The 20,859-nt window shown below is 66.9% G+C and carries 21 protein-coding genes and 1 riboswitch; of the genes, 8 read left to right on the forward strand and 13 right to left on the reverse strand.

Features of this window, described 5'->3' with window-relative positions:
- Nucleotides 1-4 precede the first annotated feature (4 nt).
- Entirely contained in the window at nt 5-370 is a 366-nt protein-coding gene (locus EV641_RS11315; RefSeq protein ID WP_054720617.1) for a DUF3263 domain-containing protein, read from the reverse strand.
- Between the two features lie 135 nt (nt 371-505).
- On the opposite strand from EV641_RS11315, the gene EV641_RS11320 reads away from it, so the two are divergent.
- The 3 genes from EV641_RS11320 to EV641_RS11330 are packed head-to-tail and all read left to right on the forward strand — an operon-like array spanning nt 506 to nt 2,904.
- Entirely contained in the window at nt 506-1,111 is a 606-nt protein-coding gene (locus EV641_RS11320) for a peptide deformylase (protein ID WP_054720614.1), read from the forward strand.
- Nucleotides 1,101-2,081 (forward strand): GNAT family N-acetyltransferase, encoded by a 981-nt coding sequence (locus EV641_RS11325; RefSeq protein WP_132471835.1) that lies wholly within the window; start codon nt 1,101-1,103, stop codon nt 2,079-2,081. The genes EV641_RS11320 and EV641_RS11325 overlap by 11 nt, the downstream gene beginning before the upstream one ends.
- Nucleotides 2,082-2,100: 19 nt before the next feature.
- On the forward strand, nt 2,101-2,904 hold the full coding sequence (locus tag EV641_RS11330; protein WP_132471836.1) for an exodeoxyribonuclease III: 804 nt from the start codon (nt 2,101-2,103) through the stop codon (nt 2,902-2,904).
- On the opposite strand, the gene EV641_RS11335 is transcribed toward EV641_RS11330, so the two are convergent.
- Nucleotides 2,871-3,533, reverse strand: coding sequence for a hypothetical protein (locus EV641_RS11335; protein ID WP_132471837.1), 663 nt, complete (start codon nt 3,531-3,533; stop codon nt 2,871-2,873). The two genes, EV641_RS11330 and EV641_RS11335, sit on opposite strands and share 34 nt — an antisense overlap.
- Before the next feature lie 94 nt (nt 3,534-3,627).
- A complete protein-coding gene (locus EV641_RS11340) occupies nt 3,628-3,969 on the reverse strand; it encodes a GNAT family N-acetyltransferase (RefSeq protein WP_132471883.1) in 342 nt (113 codons plus the stop codon).
- A 140-nt stretch (nt 3,970-4,109) separates the two neighbouring features.
- Between EV641_RS11340 and thiD the strand changes: the two genes are divergently transcribed.
- The gene (thiD, locus tag EV641_RS11345; RefSeq protein WP_132471838.1) at nt 4,110-4,958 is read left to right on the forward strand and encodes a bifunctional hydroxymethylpyrimidine kinase/phosphomethylpyrimidine kinase; all 849 of its coding nucleotides are present in this window, start codon (nt 4,110-4,112) and stop codon (nt 4,956-4,958) included.
- A 34-nt stretch (nt 4,959-4,992) separates the two neighbouring features.
- Here thiD and EV641_RS11350 read toward each other — a convergent pair whose 3' ends face one another.
- From EV641_RS11350 to thiO, 6 genes are all read right to left on the reverse strand, one after another.
- Nucleotides 4,993-6,459 carry a M20/M25/M40 family metallo-hydrolase gene (locus tag EV641_RS11350; RefSeq protein ID WP_241997058.1) on the reverse strand — a complete coding sequence of 489 codons (1,467 nt, stop codon included), beginning with the start codon at nt 6,457-6,459 and terminating at the stop codon, nt 4,993-4,995.
- 27 nt (nt 6,460-6,486) lie between these two features.
- Nucleotides 6,487-7,251: an ABC transporter permease gene (locus EV641_RS11355; protein WP_199233213.1), complete on the reverse strand. Its 765-nt coding sequence runs from the start codon at nt 7,249-7,251 to the stop codon at nt 6,487-6,489.
- Between the two features lie 14 nt (nt 7,252-7,265).
- Complete coding sequence (locus tag EV641_RS11360; RefSeq protein ID WP_054718809.1) at nt 7,266-8,195, reverse strand: ABC transporter ATP-binding protein; 930 nt, start codon at nt 8,193-8,195, stop codon at nt 7,266-7,268.
- A gap of 58 nt (nt 8,196-8,253) precedes the next feature.
- The gene (locus tag EV641_RS11365; protein WP_054718804.1) at nt 8,254-9,048 is read right to left on the reverse strand and encodes a thiazole synthase; all 795 of its coding nucleotides are present in this window, start codon (nt 9,046-9,048) and stop codon (nt 8,254-8,256) included.
- Entirely contained in the window at nt 9,041-9,256 is a 216-nt protein-coding gene (gene thiS / locus EV641_RS11370; RefSeq protein WP_054718801.1) for a sulfur carrier protein ThiS, read from the reverse strand. The genes EV641_RS11365 and thiS overlap by 8 nt, the downstream gene beginning before the upstream one ends.
- A complete protein-coding gene (thiO, locus tag EV641_RS11375; protein WP_199233209.1) occupies nt 9,253-10,317 on the reverse strand; it encodes a glycine oxidase ThiO in 1,065 nt (354 codons plus the stop codon). The genes thiS and thiO overlap by 4 nt, the downstream gene beginning before the upstream one ends.
- Nucleotides 10,313-10,427: riboswitch (TPP riboswitch) on the reverse strand. (Overlaps the previous gene by 5 nt.)
- Before the next feature lie 26 nt (nt 10,428-10,453).
- Between thiO and thiE the strand changes: the two genes are divergently transcribed.
- Nucleotides 10,454-11,155, forward strand: coding sequence for a thiamine phosphate synthase (thiE, locus tag EV641_RS11380; RefSeq protein WP_132471840.1), 702 nt, complete (start codon nt 10,454-10,456; stop codon nt 11,153-11,155).
- A 4-nt stretch (nt 11,156-11,159) separates the two neighbouring features.
- Here the strand turns inward: thiE and EV641_RS11385 are convergent, their stop codons facing one another.
- The gene (locus EV641_RS11385; protein ID WP_132471885.1) at nt 11,160-12,026 is read right to left on the reverse strand and encodes an NUDIX hydrolase; all 867 of its coding nucleotides are present in this window, start codon (nt 12,024-12,026) and stop codon (nt 11,160-11,162) included.
- Nucleotides 12,027-12,197: 171 nt separating this feature from the next.
- On the opposite strand from EV641_RS11385, the gene EV641_RS11390 reads away from it, so the two are divergent.
- From EV641_RS11390 to EV641_RS11400, 3 genes are read left to right on the forward strand one after another with little or no spacing between them, the layout of a single operon-like run.
- Entirely contained in the window at nt 12,198-13,550 is a 1,353-nt protein-coding gene (locus EV641_RS11390) for a hypothetical protein (protein ID WP_132471841.1), read from the forward strand.
- Nucleotides 13,547-14,521 carry a glutamate ABC transporter substrate-binding protein gene (locus EV641_RS11395; protein ID WP_132471842.1) on the forward strand — a complete coding sequence of 325 codons (975 nt, stop codon included), beginning with the start codon at nt 13,547-13,549 and terminating at the stop codon, nt 14,519-14,521. The genes EV641_RS11390 and EV641_RS11395 overlap by 4 nt, the downstream gene beginning before the upstream one ends.
- Nucleotides 14,522-14,528: 7 nt before the next feature.
- Nucleotides 14,529-16,886 (forward strand): serine/threonine-protein kinase, encoded by a 2,358-nt coding sequence (locus EV641_RS11400; RefSeq protein WP_132471843.1) that lies wholly within the window; start codon nt 14,529-14,531, stop codon nt 16,884-16,886.
- Nucleotides 16,887-16,906: 20 nt separating this feature from the next.
- Here EV641_RS11400 and EV641_RS11405 read toward each other — a convergent pair whose 3' ends face one another.
- The 3 genes from EV641_RS11405 to EV641_RS11415 all read right to left on the reverse strand — a co-directional run.
- Entirely contained in the window at nt 16,907-18,097 is a 1,191-nt protein-coding gene (locus EV641_RS11405; RefSeq protein ID WP_054717938.1) for an acetate kinase, read from the reverse strand.
- 14 nt (nt 18,098-18,111) lie between these two features.
- Nucleotides 18,112-20,196, reverse strand: a complete 2,085-nt coding sequence (gene pta / locus EV641_RS11410) for a phosphate acetyltransferase (RefSeq protein WP_132471845.1) — start codon at nt 20,194-20,196, stop codon at nt 18,112-18,114.
- A 57-nt stretch (nt 20,197-20,253) separates the two neighbouring features.
- Nucleotides 20,254-20,859: LLM class flavin-dependent oxidoreductase (locus EV641_RS11415; protein ID WP_132471846.1), on the reverse strand; the 606-nt coding region annotated here is incomplete at its 5' end.

Here is a 20,859-nt window from a genome sequence, read left to right on the forward strand (position 1 = left end):
CGCGCTAGCGTGTCGTCTCGAATCCGAGGCGACGAGCTGCGCGCGCCTTCTGCCGGCTGGACCGCAATCGACGGAGTCGCTTGACGAGCATCGGATCGGCGGCGAGAGCTTCGGGACGGTCGATCAGGGCATTGAGCACCTGGTAGTAGCGGGTTGCGGACAGCCCGAACAACTCCTTGATCGCTTCTTCTTTGGCACCGGCGTACTTCCACCACTGCCGCTCGAACGCGAGGACGTCGTGCTCCCGGCGACTCAGGCCGTGCTCGCCGATATCGTTCGGGCTCCCGCTATCGATCGGGCTGCCCTCGGCACCCGGACGCGGATCTTCCGCTTCGGATGGGTTCGTGCCATGCGCTGCTGCGCCGTCCATCTCACTCCTCGACTGCTTCGAATCACACCGTAACGACAATTACACCTGTGTGTTTCCGCGACTTATTCAATCACGGGGGTGTGACACATACGGGCCGGACGAGGCGACGACTCGCGCGCATTATCCTGGTTCACCATGGCCATCCTTCCCATCGTCATCACCGGCGACCCCGTTCTGCACAACCCCACCGAACCGGTGACCGAAACACCCGCGGAACTCGCGCAATTGATTGCCGACATGTACGAGACGATGGACGCCGCGAACGGCGTCGGCCTCGCGGCGAACCAGGTCGGGCTCGCCAAGCGCCTGTTCGTCTACGACTGCCCCGATCGCGACGAATCCGGCAAGGTGATCCGCCGACGCGGTGCCGTGATCAACCCGGTGCTCGAAACATCCGAGATCCCGGAGAGCATGCCCGACCCGGAGGACGACCTCGAGGGGTGCCTGTCGGTTCCGGGTGAGAACTTCCCCACCGGGCGCGCCGACTGGGCGAAGGTGACCGGCACCGACGAGAACGGCGACCCCGTGGAGATCGAGGGGCACGGGTTCTTCGCCCGGATGCTGCAGCACGAGGTCGGGCACCTCGACGGCTTCCTGTACGTCGACGTCCTGATCGGCCGCAACGCCCGTGCCGCGAAGAAGACGATCAAGCGCGCGGGCTGGGGCGTGCCCGGTCTGACGTGGCTGCCGGGGAGCGTCGACGACCCGTTCGGTCACGATGATGACGAAGATGACGACTGACAGCCAGGCCGGAACACCGTGGCCGGCGATCCCGCTCGGCACGCGGGTCGTCGTCCGGTACCGCCTGCCCGCGGGGTACAGCCACCCGATGACCGATGTCATCGGTGATCTGGTGTCGGTGGAACCGGTGGTCGTCGTGCGTACCGCCGAGAAGAAACTCGTCCAGGTCGCTCCGAATACCGTCGTCGCGCTCAAGGCGCTGTCCGCACGCCCGATCCGCACCGCCGAGATCCGCTCGCTCGAACACGCCATGGCCGCCGGATGGCCGGGTCTCGAGCAGGCGTGGATCGACGGCTGGTTCCTGCGCGCCGGTGGCGGATTCACCGGGCGGGCGAATTCCGCGACACCTCTCGGACCGCGCGGCACCGTCGCCGATCCCGATGATCCCGACGTGCGGGCACGTTTGCGTGGATGGTTCGCCGACCGTGGGCTGCCGCTGCGGTTGCTGCTCCCCGACCGGCTCGCGCCGAGCCCCGAGGGTTGGGTTCCCAGCTCCGGCCCGGCCCAGGTGATGGCGGCCGATCTCGACAATGTTCCGCTTCCCCCGGGCCTCGGTCCGGTGGCGGTCTCTGCGGAACCCGACGCCGACTGGATCGCGCTCTACCGTGGCGGCAATCTCCCGGACGTCGCTGGTGCGGTGCTCGGCGCGGTCGTCGCTGGCACGCTCGGTTTCGGACGCATCGGTACACCCGGTACACCGCCGATCGCGATCGGACGGGCCGCGATCACCGACGCTCCCGACGGCCGGCGTTGGGTCGGCCTGAGCGCGATCGAGGTTGCTCCCGAGCACCGTCGTCAGGGTGTCGGCACGTTGCTCAGCGGATCACTGCTGGAGTGGGGCCGTGAGCTCGGCGCGTCCCATGCCTACGTCCAGATCGAGGCCGGCAACACCGCCTCCCGTGAGCTGTATTCGGGGTTGGGTTTCGTCGACCATCACCGCTACGGGTACCTGACAGAACCCGTCGGATAGGTCGCCTACAGTGGGTGCCGTGCGCCTCGCTACCTGGAATGTGAACTCAGTCCGTGCCCGTACCGATCGGATCGTCGATTGGCTGCAGCGAACCGACACCGACGTGCTCGCGATGCAGGAAACGAAGTGCAAGGACGAGCAGTTCCCGTACGCCCGGTTCGAAGAACTCGGCTATCAGGTGGCGCATGTCGGCCTGAGCCAGTGGAACGGCGTCGCGATCCTCTCCCGCGTCGGACTCGACGATGTGCAGATCGGTTTCGAGGATCAGCCCGGATTCTCGAAGGACCCCGAGGTCTCCCCCGTGCGTGAGGCGCGCGCGATCGGTGCCACCTGCGGAGGTGTCCGGGTATGGAGCCTGTACGTGCCCAACGGCCGCGAGCTCACCGATCCCCATTACGCCTACAAGCTCGATTGGCTCGCGAAGCTGCGCGCCGACGCTCAGGGCTGGCTCTCCGCCACCCCAGACCTACCGGTCGCGCTGGTCGGCGACTGGAACGTCGCACCCACCGACGAGGACGTGTGGGATCCGGCGTTCTTCGAAGGCAAGACCCACACCTCGCAGCCCGAGCGCGACGCATTCTCGGCGTTCGCCGAGGCCGGGTTCGTCGATGTCGTGCGCCCGCATACGCCCGGGCCCGGCGTGTACACGTACTGGGATTACACGCAGCTGCGTTTCCCGAAGAAGCAAGGTATGCGCATCGACTTCATGCTCGGATCGCAGGCCTTCGCCGCGAAGGTCACGTCCGCGTCGATCGACCGCGACGAGCGCAAGGGCAAGGGCGCGAGCGATCACGCACCGGTGATCGTCGACCTCTCCGAGTAAGCCGGGGCGTCGACCGGGTTCACGTTTCCGGCCCGGTCCGATTTCACGAGTTCGTACGCGACCCACGCGCAACCGATCAGCATGAGGACGCCGTGCGCGATCCGCAGCGTCGGCGATACGAAGAACTGCGGGATGTACAGGAGATATCCGGCCGCCGATATGCCTGCCGGAAGCACCGAGATCCATCTCGCACGGACCGCTGACACGAGCACGACGATCGCCCCGACGGCGACGAGCAGCAGCCCCACACCGAACGCGATCATCGCCGCTGTTCCGGTGCGGATCAGTTCGGCAAGCTCGAGCGCGGTCTCGCCGTCGACGGCGGTGAGCTCGTGCAGCGCGAAGGTCTCGGCCCCGAAGTACAGCAGGGTCAGAGCGCTACCGACCCCGATCGCCGCGGTCGCGAGCGGAGCAATGCGCAATTCCGCGAACGCGAGTGCCGTCAGGATGAATGCCGCGGCGCCTGCGAGATGCGCGAGCGTCCACCAGATCGAGCCGAACTGTTCGAGGGTGTCTGCACCACCGCCGGGCGCGAACGGCCGGGTGAGTGGGAAAAGAGCGAACAGGATGCCTGCGACCACCAGCAGCGTTGCGGCGACCGTCCGTCCCTGGGGATTTTCGTGATTCATGGCGAGATCTCCCGAATAGTGAACACCGACCACTTCCGAGATCAGTGTTCACTCTTTGGGGCGATCAATCAAGAGCAGTGCTCACATTTTCGGGTCAGGACCTCCGGGCAGGCTCGATCGGCACGATCACATCGCGATAGCCCGGATTCGACGTGAGATACCGCTGCACGTACGTGCACACCGGCCGCACTCGCCAACCTCGCCTCCGCGCGATGTCGAGCGAGCCGCCGACAAGGATGCCGGCAAGGCCACGATGCCCGAAGTCTTCGACGATCACGGTGTGCAGGAAATCGACGACGGGACGCCCCCTGCCGGGGATGCCCGCCGGATGCTCGGAATCGAAATACCCGAGAATACCCACGAGGTCACCGTTGAGACGCAACTCGAATCGGTTCTGATCGGCATTGTCGGACACCTCCGCCGTCGACAAGTTGATCACGAACGCCTCCCCGAACCTCAATACTTGATGTGACGCACGCCACTATAGAACACGTGCGCGCAGCGCTGGGCCGCCACTCCCCCGCCGGCGCGCCGACACCGGCAGCTACCCGAACGACGACCGGTAGGGTCACCTCCGTGCAGCTGCTTCCCCTGGCCGAACAAGGCCACACCCCAATTCGTGTGCTCACCATCGCCGGCACGGACTCCGGAGGAGGCGCGGGCATCCAGGCCGACTCGCGCACGATGGCGATGTGCGGTGTCCACGCCTGTGTCGCGGTAGCCGCGGTGACCGTGCAGAACTCGGTCGGGGTGAGCGGCTTCCACGAGATCCCACCGGAGACGGTGGCAGCCCAGGTGCGATGCGTCGTCGACGACATCGGAGTGGCCGCGGCCAAGACGGGCATGCTCGCGTCGACGGAGATCATCGAAGCGGTCGCGGACGTGTGCTCGGAGGTCGGCATCGGCCGCGACACCGCCGTTCCACTCGTCGTGGACCCCGTGTGCGCGTCGATGCACGGCGATCCCCTGCTGCATGCGAGCGCACTCGAGGCCGTCCGCTCAGCGCTGATCCCGCTGGCCACCGTCGTCACCCCCAACCTCGACGAGATCCGGCTCATCACCGGCATCGAGGTGGTCGACGACCGCACCGCAAGGCAGGCTGCGGAAGCACTGCACGGGCTCGGTGCACAGTGGTCGATCGTGAAGGGCGGTCATCTGCGCACTTCGGAGTCGAGCACCGATCTGCTGTTCGACGGCGACCGGTTTCTCGAGTTCCCGAGTCCGCGTCTCGCCACGGGTAACGACCACGGTGGCGGCGACACGCTCGCCGCGGCGCTCGCATCGGCGCTCGCCCACGGCCGGTCGGTGCCGGACGCCCTGGCGTTCGCGAAGGAATGGGTGACGAAGTGCCTCGAGTGGTCGTACGACCTCGGCCACGGACACGGACCGGTCAACCCGCTGTGGCGACTCCACGAACATCCCTGACGGACCAGCCCCGACCGCTCCCCTGTAGGACCGATTACTCCGTGAATGCAGCGCGCGCCTCGGTGCGCGCCGCCCCGCTCGGAACTCCGTCCGGGCCGCCGAGCGAGCCGGCGTAGACCGCGGTGCTGTAGGCGACGGACGCCGCGGCGACCGCGAAGGCGTCGCGGTCGATGTTGTCCACCGTGTCCTCCGGGCTGTGGTAGTTCGGGTCGTAGTCCTCGTCCGCAGCGCCACCCCAGTTGTCGGCCTGTTCGGGGGACTTCTCTTCGTCGGCGCCGGTGAACGTGCCACCGGCGGGGATTCCGACCGACATGAACGGGCCGTAATCGGAGCGACCATCGAAATCGGTGCCGCCGGCGTCGATCCCGCGCTCGGCGAAGAAGCGGGAGAGGGTGCGCTCGATGCCGGCCGATCCCTCGGGCCCCGGTCCGGCACCTTGCGTATCGGAGTCGTCGCCGTCCAAGAGGAGATAGCCGGGGTTCGGCGAGCCGATCATGTCGAAATTCAGGTAGAGGGCGATCGCGTCGCGCTCCTCGGGAGACAACGACGCGACATACTCGCTCGACCCCACGAGCCCGATCTCCTCGGCGCCCCAGAATGCGAACCGCACGGCGTTGGTGACGTCGGGTTCGTTGCCGAGCTGCAGCGCGGTCTCGAGGACCGCCGCGACACCGCTGCCGTTGTCATTGATCCCCGGTCCTTCGGGCACGCTGTCGAGATGTGCACCGACGAGCACCACATCGTCGGTCGAGCCCGTGGCGGTCTGCGCAAGGACGTTGCGGGAGCGCTGCGTCTCGGTCTTCGTGTCGAGGACGAGGTCCACCGACGGCGACGCCGCAATCCGCTCACCGTCGGCCGGACCGATCCCGGCGACGGGAATTCGTCGCTCCACGGTCTCATCGAGAGTCGCACCTGCGAGGGGACCGTCCTCGGTGTTCACCACGAGCAGCGCCGCAGCCTCCGCATCGGCGGCGAGGGTCTCCTTCGACGAGAACGTGCACACGCCACGGTCGACCACCACGATCGCTCCCGCAACGTCGAGACCGTCGTAGTCGGTGGCCTCGCATCCCGGAGTGTCGTCGGTGGGCACCCGCACGACGGGTGCGGTCAGCCCCTCGGATCCGGTGCTGGGCGACAGACCCAGTGCCCGCACGTCGAGGGGTTGTCCGTCGATCTCGAGCCTCTGGGCTTCGACCTCGAAGGTGGTGGCGTCGAATTCGGGTGTCTGCACGTCGAATCCGGCGTCGCGCAACGCGCCCGCCACGTAGTCGACACTCGCGTCGTAGCCGGCGGTACCGAGCGCACGGTTACCGTCGTGCTCGGCTGCAATGCGGTCGAACTCGGTGAGGTGGCCCATCAGGGCGTCGATCTGCACACTGTCGGCGAGCGCGGCCGGATCGACGGGTGCCGCATCGGTACCGCCATCGTCGGCGCAGCCTGCGAGCACCACGGCCGCCACCACGAACATCGCGGCGCGGCGGCCGATCACCGTGTCGATCATTGCCCGAGCGTACTGTCCCCGCACAGCTCAGGCGTCGCGTTTACCGACCACCGCGAGCGACACCCCGAAGACGACCGCTGTGAACAACGCGAAGTACAGCAGCGAACCCCACGGCCCCCAGTGGAAGTCGACGCCCTGTTCCATGCCGAGGAAGTTGTTGATGTTGGCGAACGGCAGGAACGGCTGAATTTCACGACCGACCCGACCGAACAACGAGAATAACGATTCGATGAGCAGAGGCCACAGCAGCAGGAGCGCGATCGTGCCGGCCGACTGGCGCAGTAATGTCCCCACACCCACAGCGAGGAACACCGCCAGGAACGCGTAGAACGGAATGCCGTAGATCGCGCGCCACGTGTCGCCCTCGAGGACGAGGTCGCGTCCGGCGTCGGAACCTGCGAGCGCCTTCGCGACGTACACGGCGATCAGGCCCACCACGCCGGTGACCACAGCGCCGATCACCCCGATCAACACCGATTTCACGGTCAGCACGAGGGAACGGTTGGGAGTCGCGATGAAGGTGGTACGGATGACACCGAAGCGATACTCACTCGTGACCGACAGTGCCGCGAGGATCATCAGGACCATGATGCCGAAGCCCGTCACACCGGTAGCGGCGATGTCGGGGGTCAGATAGAACCGGGCGGCCTCGTCGTCGAGCGACATGGAGCTGCGGGCCACCGCCCCCATCATCGCGGCGAAACCGATGCCCAGGGCGACGATCACCGCCAGGCACCAGAACGGAGATTGCACCGATGTGAGCTTGATGCGTTCCGCGCGCAAGGTGTCCACTGCTGGTGATGCCATTACAGGCTGCCCTTCATCACGTCGTCGAAACCGGTGCCGTGGAACTCCACGTCGCCTCCGGTCAGTTTCATGAACGCATCCTCGAGGGACGCATGGCGGCTCGCCAGCTCGTGCAGGACGATCGAGCGTGCTGCGGCGAGCTCGCCGATCTCTGCGGCACCGGCGCCCGATACGTGCAATGCCCCGTCCACATCGACCGCGGCGTGTCCGCGTTCGGTGAGTGCGGTGCGCAGGTCGTCGAGTTGGGGACTGCGGACCACCACGAGGGATTCCGACGCGCGATCGACGAAGTCCTTGACCGAAGTGTCGGCGATGAGCTTGCCTCGCCCGATCACGATGAGGTGGTCGGCAGTCTGGGCCATCTCCGACAACAGGTGACTCGACACGAGCACTGTGCGCCCCTCTGCGGCCAGGGCCTGCATGAATCGGCGGATCCACACGATGCCCTCGGGATCGAGGCCGTTGACGGGTTCGTCGAACAGCAGCACCTTCGGGTCGCCGAGCAGCGCCCCCGCCAGGCCGAGGCGCTGCGACATGCCGAGCGAGAAACCGCCGGCACGCTTGCCTGCGACTTCGGTCAACCCGACCTGACGTAGTACTTCGTCGACGCGAGAGCCGGGCAATCCGTTGGAGGCGGCCAGCCACCGCAGGTGCGCGCGCGCCGATCGGTTCGGATGAACCCACTTCGCGTCGAGCAGCGCGCCGACGGTCTGCAGCGGCCGGGTCAGTTCCCGATACTGCTTTCCCTCGATGAGCGCGGTACCCGATGTCGGACGGTCCAACCCCAGGATCATGCGCATCGTCGTCGACTTGCCCGCCCCGTTGGGGCCGAGGAATCCGGTGACAATTCCCGGTGGGACGGTGAACGTCACGTTGTCGACGGCAGTGGTTGAACCGAAGGTCTTGGTCAGTCCGGTCACTTCGATCATGGTCCACAGAGTGCCGTAAATCCGGCCGCAGCGCAGCACCACGACCGTGACCAGGGCCTCAGGGTTCCATGGGCGACGATGCCTGGGCCCAGAAGCGTTTGGGGATGCGCCCGGCATGCCGCGCACGGAACCCTGCCTCGACGGCGTGTCGCATGGCCGACGCCATCAGCGCCGGGTCCTTCGCGCGGGTGACGGCGGTGGCGAGGAGCACCGCGTCGCAGCCCAGTTCCATGGCGAGCGCGGCGTCCGAGGCAGTACCGATACCGGCGTCGAGAATCACGGGGACACCCGCGGATTCCACGATCATCTCGATGTGATGCGGATTGGCGATACCCAGCCCGGTCCCGATCGGCGACCCGAGCGGCATCACAGCGACACACCCGACGTCTTCGAGGCGTCGCGCGAGTACCGGATCATCAGTGGTGTACGGCAGGACGTTGAAACCGTCGTCGACAAGTTGTTCTGCAGCAGAAACCAATTCGATGGCGTCCGGCAGCAGGGTGCGTTCGTCGGCGATCACCTCGAGCTTGACCCACTCCGTCTCGAGCGCTTCCCTGCCCAGCTGCGCGGTGAGCACGGCCTCCTTCGCGCCGCGGCACCCGGCGGTGTTCGGCAACGGCGCGATTCCGAGTCTGCGCAGCAGATCCAGCACGCCGGTACCCGACGTCGCGTCGACCCGGCGCATCGCCACGGTGGTCAGTTCGGTGCCCGACGCGACCAGCGCCTCCTCGAGTACGGCGAGGTTCGCGGCACCGCCGGTGCCGGTGATCAACCGGGACGAGAAGGAGCGTCCCGCGATGGTCAGCTGCGGCAGATCATGCCCCGGATCCACCGCGGTTGCGTGCTCAGCCACCCTGCACCGCCGTGAGGATCTCGATCTGCGCGCCCTTGCTGACCTTCTCGGCCCAGCGGCCACGCGGGAACAGCACACCGTCGACTGCCACGGCGATTCCCTTTTCCGGCAGATTCATCTCGACCAGGAGTTCCGTGACGGTCGGCGCCTCGGCGAAGTACTTCTCCTCACCGTTGACGGTGATACCGACCGAAATCTGACTTCTCATCGCACACTCTCTTTCACGAATCGTCGGGGATCTGCATGTGTCGCTTCGGGGAGCGGGGCGCCGGCGAGTTCGGCGAGTACCGCATCGGCGGTGAGCGCGGTGAGCAGGATCCCGTTGCGGCCGTGCCCGGTCGCGGCGATCACGCGATCCGACAACCTGCCGATCAGCGGCAGGTTGTCGGGGGTCATCGGGCGTAGGCCGGCGCTCGCCTCGTGCAGTTCGTACTCGCCGATCGCGGGGAACAGCATTTCGGCGTCGGCAATCAGGTCGCGTACTCCCGCCACCGTGACCTCGGTGTCGCCTGCTTCGTACTGGGTCGCGCCTACAACGAGCCCGTCGGCGCGCGGCACCAGATACGCGGGGCGTCCGTGCACACTGCCGCGCACGGTGTGCTGAGGCGGCGGAGTCGCACCGGGCCGCACGCGCAGCCGCAGGATCTCACCCTTGACCGGACGGACGGGAAGACCCGGCCACAGTGTCGCCGAGGCGGACCCGGCCGCAAGGACGACGCGGTCCTCGCGCAGTGCGTCGAGGTCTCCCACGGAAGTGTGGACGAACTGCACGCCCGCAGCGACAGCAGCGCGTTGCAGCGCCTCGACGAGTCTTCTGTTGTCGACGGACAGTTCGGTAGGAGCGAGCAGGCCGAGCCTGATCCTCGGGCCGAGCGACGGTTCGAGATCGCGGATCTCGGCCCGCGTGAGGATCCGCATCTCGTAGCCCTGCTCCCCCACCCACGACGCGATCGTGCGCAGGTCCGCAGCGTCCGCAGCGTCCAGTGCGACGGTCAGCGACGCTCCCGCTGTGAAGACGTCGATGCCGGTCTCGCGTTCGAGGGCGTGCGCGAACTCCGGCCAGCGCTGCAGCGACGCCGCTCCGAGACCGAGGACGTGTTCTTCCCCCGGCCACCCCTCCGACAGCGGCGCGAGCATTCCACCGGCCACCCATGAAGCGCCCGACCCCGGATCGGGGTCGTGGACGGTGGCCGTCCACCCCGCGCGGGCCGCACGCCACGCGACGGACAGACCGATCACACCGCCACCGATGACAGCTACTGTCGACACGACATCCACCTCACTCCCTGCGCCGGCATGATCCGGTTCAGGTCATAACGGTCGGGGCCGGCAGGCCCCCTCTCAGCCCCGCGTTCCTCGGGACTCCCGTGTTGTCACTTCCGAGGTAGAGGCTACCGTCTTGTCCGTGACGACCTACCGGACCACCTACCGCGGCAACCATCCTGACCCCCGTGGACGCCTCGCGACCGCGCGGTTGTACCTGTGCACCGATGCCCGTCGCGACACCCGTGACCTCGCCCGGTTCATCGAAGAAGCCCTGGTCGGCGGCGTCGATATCGTGCAGTTGCGCGACAAGGATTCCGCAGGTGAGAAGAAGTTCGGCCGACTCGAGGCCGGTGAGGAACTCGCCGCACTCGAAGTGATCGCCGATGCGTGCGCACGCCACGGTGCGCTGCTCGCGGTCAACGACCGGGCCGACATCGCGCTCGCCGCCGGCGCCGACATCCTGCACCTCGGGCAGGGCGACCTTCCGGTGAAGCAGGCGAGGCGGATCCTCGGCGACGACATCGTCATCGGCCGGTCGACTGCCAGCCGCGCGCAGGCCGTCCTCGCCGACGGCGAGGACGGCGTGGACTACTTCGCGTCCGGTCCGGTGTGGGACACCCCGACGAAGCCGGGACGCTCGGCAGCGGGGCTCGACGTGATCCGCGAGGTGCACGCGTCGCATCCGCAGCGGCCGTGGTTCGCGATCGGCGGCGTGGATCTCGAACGTCTCCCGCAGGTGCTCGACGCGGGCGCGCAGCGCATCGCCGTGGTGCGAGCAATCACGAAGGCCGACGACCCCCGCGCTGCTGCGGCGGCGCTCAAGGCTGCGCTGCCGGCCTGACTCGCTACAGCCAGCCGAGCACCGTCGACGGGGACAACGCGACCGTGTCCTGGGGTAACCGATCACGCAGGCCGCGATCGGCGGTCACCACCACCGTCACCGCCGGATCGAGCGCGGTCGCCGTGATGGGAACTGTGGTCGCGGCAAGCCGCGCAAGTTCGTCGTCGCCGCTTCCGTCGGCTGTATGCACGTGGGTGCGGGCATCATCGACGACTGCGCTGCGCGCCTGCCCTTCGAGGACTGCCTCGACCCGCGACACCCACCCGAACGTTCCATCCGGGAGTTCGACGGTGCGCGGCAGGGCCGCGGCGATGTCTGCGAGCAGCGCACCGGTGGCGCCGGGCCGGTCGCGCCACCAGCCGGACGGCCCACTGGCCCCGAGTACGTTCGCGGTGTCGAGCAGCATCCGCACCGGGCGGGTGCGCAGCGCGGACCACGCCTCTGCGAATCCCGCGTGCAACGGCATCGACTCGACGTCGGACTCCGACACCCACCGCAGTTCGGTGCTCTCCCCGTTCATAGTGGTATCGAGCGGCGCGGGAGCATCTGCGACGACGGTAGTGTAGGTCCAGGAACCGGGTGTTCCCGAGGTGATCCGCTCGGAACGCACCGCAACGGAATTGATGTCGATGCCTGCTTCCTCGTGTGCCTCGCGTACGGCGGCGTCGACGGGGGATTCGTGACTGTCGCGCGCACCGCCGGGCAACGCCCAGGTTCCGCCCTGGTGGCTCCACGCCGCACGAAGCTGAAGCAACACCGACGGGGTTCCGTCACTGCAGGGTGCACGCAGCAGCAGGCCCGCGGCGCCGTGCACACCCCATCGACGTCCTCCGTCGGGTCCTACGGCCCAGCCGTCCCCGTCACCGTGCATTGCCTCCGCCTTCCTGGCCCTCGACATCGCGAGGGCGACGTCCCATTTCATGTGTCGGGTTTCCGGGGCTCGCGCACTCCGGAAGGAACTCCGACAATGTGGACGCCTGCCGATTCTCCCCATTCAACTTATATGCTCGCCACAATCAGGTTTTCCAGGAAGGGGCTCGCCGTGAATGTACGAGTGACCCCTCCGATCGATTCCGTCGGCGGTTCGACACCGCCCGCAGAAGACTCCGAAGGGCCGGGCGGCCGCGTCGACGGCCTGCGGGAGCTGTTCCGCTCGACACCCGCCAAATTGATCTCGCTGGGGTTGGTACTCGCGGTGCTCCTGGTGGTGTCAGGTCTGGCATCCGCCCAGGTCGCGGGCAGTCGGAAGGCCACGCACGACCGGCTCCTCGCCACCACCGAGCCGCTCGCGAACGCCGCCCAGAATCTGTACAGCGCGTTGTCCATTGCCGATGCGGCAGCCGTCACCGGGTTCATCTCGGGCGGGATCGAACCCGCCGAGGTACGCGACCGCTATGTCGAGGCGATCGCGGAGGCCTCGGGAGAGCTCGTGGTCGCGGCGGCCGGCCTGGCAGAAGAGGACGAGTTCGGCGCCGCGAACATCGCGGCGATCGCGCGCTTGCTCCCCATGTACACGGGGTTGATCGAGACCGCACGCGCCAACAATCGGACCGGTAACCCGGTGGGTGCCGCCTACCTGACGGAAGCATCCAACATGATGCAGACGTCGATGCTCCCGGTGGCCCAGGAGCTCCACACGCAAGGTGAGACCGCGGTCAACTCGACCCAGCGGGCAGCGGTCGCTCCCCCCTGGAGTGCGATCGGCCTGCTCCTCGTCACCGTGGCCGCATTGTGTGCTGCCCACGTCCTCATCAGTCGAAAGACCCGTCGCACGTTCAACCCCGGGCTGATCATCGCCATCGGCGCTACCGGAGCACTGCTGTGCTGGCTGCTGATAGCCGGGCTCGTGTCGTCCAACGCCACCGAACGCGCCATCGAACAGGGCGCGGAGCCGCTCGCCGATCTCACCGAGAGCCGGATCCTCGCACAACAATCGCGCACAGCCGAAACACTCCTGCTCGCGCGGCGCGATGTGACCGGCATGTACACCGGAGCATTCGATGAGACGATCACTCGACTCGGGGATCTCCTCGAGCAGTACACATCGAACGGTGCGGTGGAGATCGGCACCGACGCGGTAGACCAGGCCGAAGTAGCCCGGACAGCATGGATCAACTCGCACGCACGGACTGTGGCGGCGCTCGAGCGTGGCGATTACACCGCTGCTGCCGTACTCGCCACCGGGCCCGGTCCCGACGAAGCAACCGCACAGTTCGCCCGCCTCGACACAGCGCTGGGCGAAGGAATAGAGCAAACCCGCAACGAACTTCGCGACAACGAGTTCCGAGCCTCGCGCACGTTGTCGGGTCTCGCGCCCGTGGCGATCGCGCTGATGGTGCTGTCGCTGATCAGTGTCATCATCGGGTTGTGGCCGCGACTTCGGGAGTACCAGTGACCTGGCGACGTCAGGCGGGTCCCTGGCTCGCTGCCGTGTGTGTTGCCGCAGCGGTGGCGGCGGGGTGTTCCACCGAGGTACCGCCACGCGAGTCGACCACCGAGACCGCGACCGTCTCGCTCCCGATGCCCGAGGGCGCAGCCTTCGCTCCGTCCCCCTCTGCGTTCCCCACCCCGACGGAGTGCGGCGATCCCACCGCAAGTCTGCGTCCCACAGACAACGACACCGGAGCTGCTCTCGACGCCATCTCGGCCCGTGGTCGTCTGATCGTCGGGCTCGACACCGGCAGCAACCTGATGAGCTACCGCGACCCCGCGACCGGCCGTATCGCCGGATTCGACGTCGACATCGCCCGCGAGATCGCCCGCGACATCCTCGGCGACCCCGAGGCCGTGGAGTTCCGGATCCTGAATTCCGCGGAACGTGAGCGAGCCCTGCAGGACGGGACGGTCGACATCGTCGCGAAGACGATGAGTATCACCTGCGCACGACGCGAGCATGTGGACTTCTCGACGGTGTACTTCCTCGCGCAGCAGCGGGTACTCGTCGTCAAGGACTCCGACATCCGCAGCGCATCGGACCTCGCCGGCCGGCGCGTGTGTATCGCAGCCGGTACGACATCGCTGACCCGGATGCAGCAGCTGCAACCAGCGGCGTCGATCCTCACCGTTCCGTCGTGGGCGGACTGCCTCGTCGTCCTGCAACAGCGACAGGTCGACGCGGTGTCCACCGACGACACGATCCTCGCCGGACTCGCCTCGCAGGACCCGTACCTCGAGCTCGTCGGCCCGTCGCTGGGTTCCGAGCCGTACGGCATCGGTATCCCCCGCGACCACGACGCCGTGGTGCGCGCCGTCAACGGCACCCTCGCGCGAATCCGTGCCGACGGCACGTGGACCGAGTTGTACAACCGGTACCTCCAGGTTCTCGGTCCGGCGCCCGCCCCACCGGCCCCGACGTACGTCGATTGAGGTATCCATGACCGGCACCGAAGAACCCGACGTCCCTGAAGAGCCCGACTCCGGCCCCGCGACGCAGGCCGCCGCCCCGGCAACCGAACGCAGTGCGACGGCGGCAGGGAGGTCGACACCGTCACCCGGAGGTTCGACGAGAGCGACACAACGGTCGGCTCCAGCCACACAGCGATCACCACTGCCCGATTCGGCACCACATGCAAGCACTCCGTCGCAACGGTCGTCGACTCGGCGTTCGCGCTCGCGCGGGCACCTGCGGCGGCGGGTCGCGGATCTGGTCGAGGTCCCGGTGCCCGCACCCATCGACCCGTCTTCCGCGATCCTGCGCAACCCTCATGTCGCCGAGGGGAAACGCTTCTGCTGGAAGTGCGGTACCCCGGTGGGGCGCAGCACCCCGAAAGGCCCGGGCGCCACGTCGGGGAACTGCCCGAAATGTGGGTCGCGGTTCGAGTTCACGCCCGCCTTGCACCCGGGTGCACTCGTCGCAGGCCAGTACGAGGTACAGGGATGCATCGCACACGGTGGACTCGGCTGGATCTACCTCGCGATCGACCGGAATGTCAGCGACCGGTGGGTCGTCCTCAAGGGACTGCTCCACAGCGGTGACGCGGAAGCCCAGGCGGTCGCGGTCGCGGAGAAACAGTTCCTCGCCGAAGTGAGTCATCCGAGCATTGTCCGGATCTACAACTTCGTCGAACACCCGCAGCCGGACGGCACCCCGATGGGCTACATCGTCATGGAGTACGTGGGTGGTAACTCGCTCCGCGAAGTGCTCAGTACCTATCCCGACAAGCGGATGCCTGTCGAACAGGCCATCGGTTATCTACTCGAGACGCTGCCGGCTCTCGGCTACCTGCACGAGATCGGGTTGGTCTACAACGACCTCAAACCCGAGAACATCATGGTCACCGACGAGCAACTCAAGCTCATCGATCTCGGTGCCGTCGCGGGGATCGAGGACTACGGGTACCTGTACGGCACGCCCGGCTACCAGGCACCGGAGATCGTACGGACCGGGCCGACGGTGGCCAGCGACATCTACACGGTCGGGCGTACCCTCGCGGTGCTCACCCTCGATATGCCCTCCGACAAGGGACGCTATCTCGACGGACTTCCCACACCCGTCGACGCGCCTCTCCTCGCCGAGCACGACTCGTTCCACCGGCTGTTGCTGCGCGCCACCGATCCCGATCCGAATCGGCGTTTCGCGTCGGCCGACGAGCTCGCGGGCCAGCTGACCGGAGTTCTGCGAGAAATCCTGTCACAGAAGAGCGGCACGGAGCACCCGGGTCTGTCGCGCATGTTCAGTCCCCCGCGCACCACCTTCGGGACCGACGAGGCGATCGCACAGACCGATGTGTACGTCGACGGGGTCGAGCGGGACTCCACGATCGAAGCACGCGATGTGGCTGCGGCACTTCCCGTTCCGCTACTCGATCCGAACGATCCGAGCGCGGCGCTGCTCGCCGCTGCGGTCCACAGTGAACCGCAACAGACCCTCGACTCGCTGCGGCACGCCCGCGAGAGCGGCATCGAGCGCGTCGTCGGGAGCGCGGGTGTGGCCTTCTCCCGCGAACTCACACTCGCCGAGACACGCGCCTATCTCGATCTGGGGGAAGCCGAACACGCCGTCGAGGTCCTCCAACGTCTGGAGAACGAAATCGGCTCCGACTGGCGCATCGACTGGTACGCGGGACTCGCGTCGGTGCTCATGGAGGAACTCGAGGTTGCGTTCGGACGATTCGAGAAGGTGATCGAGGCGTTGCCGGGTGAGCTGGCGCCCAAGCTCGCGCTGGCCGCAACCTCAGAGTTGATCCTTCAGCATTGGGAGAGCGACGACCCGTCTGCGTGGCGACGATTCTGCGAGGAGTCCTATCGCACGGTGTGGCGTACAGATCACAACATCGTCAGTGCCGCATTCGGTTTGGCGCGTCAGCTCACCGCGCGCGCAAACCTCACCGCGGCGGTGGAAATCCTCGATCAGGTGCCGGCCACGTCACGGCATCACAGTGCAGCGAACATGACGAGCACGCTGATCCTGTTGAGGGACGGCGACATCGAGTCGGTCACCGAATCCGACCTCCGAGAGGCGGCGCGGCGGGTGTCCGCTCTACCGCCGGATGAGGGACGCGCCCTCCAGATGGAAGCGCTCGTACTCAGCACCGCGCTCGAGTGGGTGCGCGCCGGCCACAGCTCCCGGCACGAACACACGCGTTTCCTGGACGTACCGTTCACCGAGCGGGGATTGCGACGAGGCACCGAGGCCGCGTTGCGTCAACTCGCAAGGCAGGCGCCGGCGCGCATGCATCGTTATACACTCGTCGACCTCGCGAACGCCATCCGGCCCCGGAGCCTCCTGTAGTCCTCGCGCGGAACATCGGGTTACGCGAAAGCGACGGCGGCCCGCGCGATTGCGAGCTCCTCGTCGGTGGGGATCACGAGCACCTCGACCTGCGAGTCGTCGGCGGAGATTCGGCGCTCACCGCCACCGGATTCCTCGTTGCGTGCCGGGTCCACAACGATGCCGAGCCGTTCCATGCCGGCAAGGCTGTCGCGGCGGACGTCGATGTTGTTCTCCCCCACCCCGCCCGTGAAGACGATCGTGTCGATTCCGCCGAGGATCGCGAGATAGGCACCGATGTACTTCTTCAGACGGTGCACGTACACGTCGTAGGCGAGTTTCGCGTCGGCGTCACCGTCGGCGATCAGCGCGAGAAGGGCCCGGAAGTCGTTGACGCCCGAGAGGCCCTTCAACCCGGAACTGCGGTTGAGGAGACGGTCGATCTCGTCGACGTTCATCCCAGCGGCCCGGTTGAGATGCATCAGGACACCGGGGTCGATGTCGCCGCTGCGCGTGCCCATCACGAGCCCTTCGAGGGGCGTCAGACCCATCGACGTGTCGAGCGGGCGGCCACGGGCGATCGCCGATGCCGACGCACCGTTCCCGAGGTGCAGCACCACCTGATTCAGCTCACCGTAGTCACGGCCCAGGAACGCGGCGGCACGATTCGAAACGTATTCGTGAGACGTCCCATGGAATCCGTAGCGGCGAACACCGTTCTCCCGCGCGATGTCCCGGTCGATCGCGTAGGTCGCCGCAGCGGCCGGCAGCGAATGGAAGAACGCGGTGTCGAACACTCCCACGTGCGGGACGTCGGGTAGCTCTTCGCGGGCCACCTCCATGCCGATGACGTTCGCCGGATTGTGCAGAGGCGCGAGCACGGACAGGTCGGAGACGGCCTGCACCACCGAGTCGTCGATGAGCGTCGGCTTGTAGAACCGGTCGCCGCCATGGACGAGTCGGTGACCGACGGCGACGATCCCGACCTCTTCGAGCGGGCGGCCGAGCCCTTCGAGCATCTCGAGCACCTTCCGCAGACCGGTCCGGTGATCGGGGATCTCCCCGAGGTGTTCCTCTGTTCCCGTGGTGTGGTGGAAAACGATCCGCCCGTCGGGTTCACCGATCCGTTCGATGAGTCCGTGTGCCGGCGCCTCGGCCGTCTCGGGGTCGATGAGCTGGAATTTGATCGACGACGAGCCCGAGTTGAGCACGAGGACGGTGCCTGCAGTCAGCGGGTTCGGAGTACTCACTGGGCATCTCCCTGGGCCTGGATTGCGGTGATCGCCACGGTGTTGACGATGTCCTGGATGAGCGCACCGCGCGACAGGTCGTTGACGGGCTTGTTCAGACCTTGGAGCACGGGGCCGACAGCGACCGCACCGGCGCTGCGCTGCACCGCCTTGTAGGTGTTGTTGCCGGTGTTCAGGTCGGGGAAGATGAATACGGTCGCTTTGCCCGCCACGGCGGAATCGGGAAGTTTCGTGCTGGCCACCGACGGTTCGATCGCGGCGTCGTACTGAATCGGCCCTTCCACCGGCAGGTCCGGTCGCCGTTCCCGTACGAGTGCAGTTGCGGTGCGGACCTTGTCGACGTCGGCGCCCGAGCCGGACTCGCCGGTCGAGTACGAGAGCATGGCGATGCGCGGTTCGATGCCGAATCGCGCTGCGGTGGTCGCCGACGAGATCGCGATGTCTGCGAGCTGGTCGGCGGTCGGGTCGGGCACCACGGCGCAGTCACCGTAGGCGAGCACGCGATCCGACAGGCACATCAGGAAGATGCTCGACACCGTCGAGACGCCCGGTTCGGTCTTGATGATCTCGAAGGAGGGCCGGATCGTGTGCGCGGTGGTGTGCGCTGCACCCGACACCATGCCGTCGGCGATCCCGAGGTGCACCATCATGGTGGCGAAATACGATATGTCGCGCATGATTTCGCGTGCACGCTCGACGGTCATGCCTTTGTGCGCCCGCAGCCGCGTGTACTCCTCGGCGAACGTGTCGATGTGCGCGGACTTGCGCGGATCGTCGATGCTCGCCGCCGAGATGTCGATGCCGAGCTCGGCGGCTCGCTGACGCACCGCAGTCTCGTCACCGAGAATGGTCAGGTCGGCGATGCGTCGCTGAAGGACCCGTCCCGCGGCGCGCAGAATCCGGTCGTCATCGCCCTCTGGCAGCACGATGTGACGTCGTTGTTCGCGTGCCCGGTCGACGAGCTGATATTCGAACATCTGCGGGGTCGTCACCGAAGGACGTGGCAACCGCAGTCGTTCGAGCAGTTCCGACGCGTCCACATGCTGCTCCATCAACGCGAGCGCGGTCTCGATCTTGCGTTGCGCCGAGAGCGCCATGCGCCCTCGTGTGCGGTCGGCCGCCGAGGCTGTATCGAAGGTGCCCAGCCCGGTGGTGAGGATCGGCAGGCTCGGCTTGAGACCCGCGACGAGCTGCGCGATCGCCGGGTGGGGCAGCAGCCCACCGTTCATGATGATGCCTGCGAGCGTCGGGAATCCTTCTGCGGCATTGGCATTGACGAGCGCGAGGATGACGTCTGTGCGGTCGGCGGGCACGATCACCACGACGCCTTCGGTGAGGCGTTCGAGGATGTGCTCGGCTGTCATACCGCCGACCATGATGCGCAGCACTTCGCGCTGCAGCAGGTCGGAGTCACCGCTGTAGAGTTCACCGTCGATGGCGGTCTGCAGCTCGCCCATCGTCGGAGCCATCAGAATCGGGGTTTCGGGCAGCGCCCACACGGTTTCGGTGCGGTCGGCGAGCGCCGCCGTGACGTCGTCGAGGCGGTCCGGGTCGCAACGGTTGACGACGGTTCCGCCGAGGTGGGCGTGGTGCGCCGACAGTTCGTGCGCACACACCGCGGCAATCTGGGCGATCTCGTCGGGGGTACGCCCCGCACCGCGCAGGACGAGCAAGACGGGTGCGTCGAGATTCGCGGCGATCCGCGCGTTGTACGACAACTCGCTGGGGTTCGTGATCTCGGTGAAGTCGCTGCCGACGATGACGACGGCGTCGCACCGATCAGCGACGAAATGGTACTTGGTGACGATGTCGCTGAGCGCCGCTTCCGGGTCGGCATGGACGTCGTCGTAGCTGACGCCGATACAGTCGTCGTACTCGAGGTCGACGGTCGTGTATTCGAGGAGAAGTTCGAGGATGTAGTCCGTGTCGCTGTCGGAGCGGGCGATGGGCCGGAACACCCCGACGCGTGCGGTGGAGGCGCACAACATCTGCAGTACGCCCAGCGCAACGGCTGATTTCCCGGTGTCGCCCTCGGGGGCCGCGATGTAGATGCTCGACACTGACCCTACGTTGGCGCTCATGGATCTCACCCTAATGCGGGCCGCACCGACGCGCGGCGCGGCCCGCATGATCCGAACTCAGTCGAGGGCGCGTAGCCGCGGAGCCAGATCCCGCTCGAACAACTCCAGAAACCGCCGCTGATCATGACCCGGCGCATGAAACACCAAATGATTCAACCCCGCATCCACATACGCCCTCACCTGCTCCACCGCCTCCTCCGGATCCGACGCCACAATCCACCGCTTCGCCACCTGCTCGATCGGCAACGCATCCGCCGCCGCCTCCATCTCGATCGGATCCTCGATACTGTGCTTCTGCTCCGGCGACAACGACAACGGCGCCCAGAACCGCGTATTCTCCAACGCCCGATCATGATCCGTGTCATACGAAATCTTGATCTCGATCATCCTGTCGATCCCCGCCACATCACGCTCGGCCTTCGCCGCACCCTCCGCCACCGCAGGCAACAACTTGTCGGTATAGAGCTCCATGCCCTTACCCGACGTGCAGATGAACCCATCCCCCGCCCGACCCGCATACCGCGCCACCACCGGACCACCCGCCGCCACATACACCGGAATACCACCATCGGGCACGTCATAGATCGACGCCCCCACCGTGTTGTAGAACTCCCCCCCGAAATCCGTCCGCTCCCCCGACCACAACGCCCGCATCAACCGCAC

It is taken from the genome of Rhodococcus sp. SMB37 (assembly GCF_004345605.1).
GTDB lineage: Bacteria > Actinomycetota > Actinomycetes > Mycobacteriales > Mycobacteriaceae > Rhodococcus.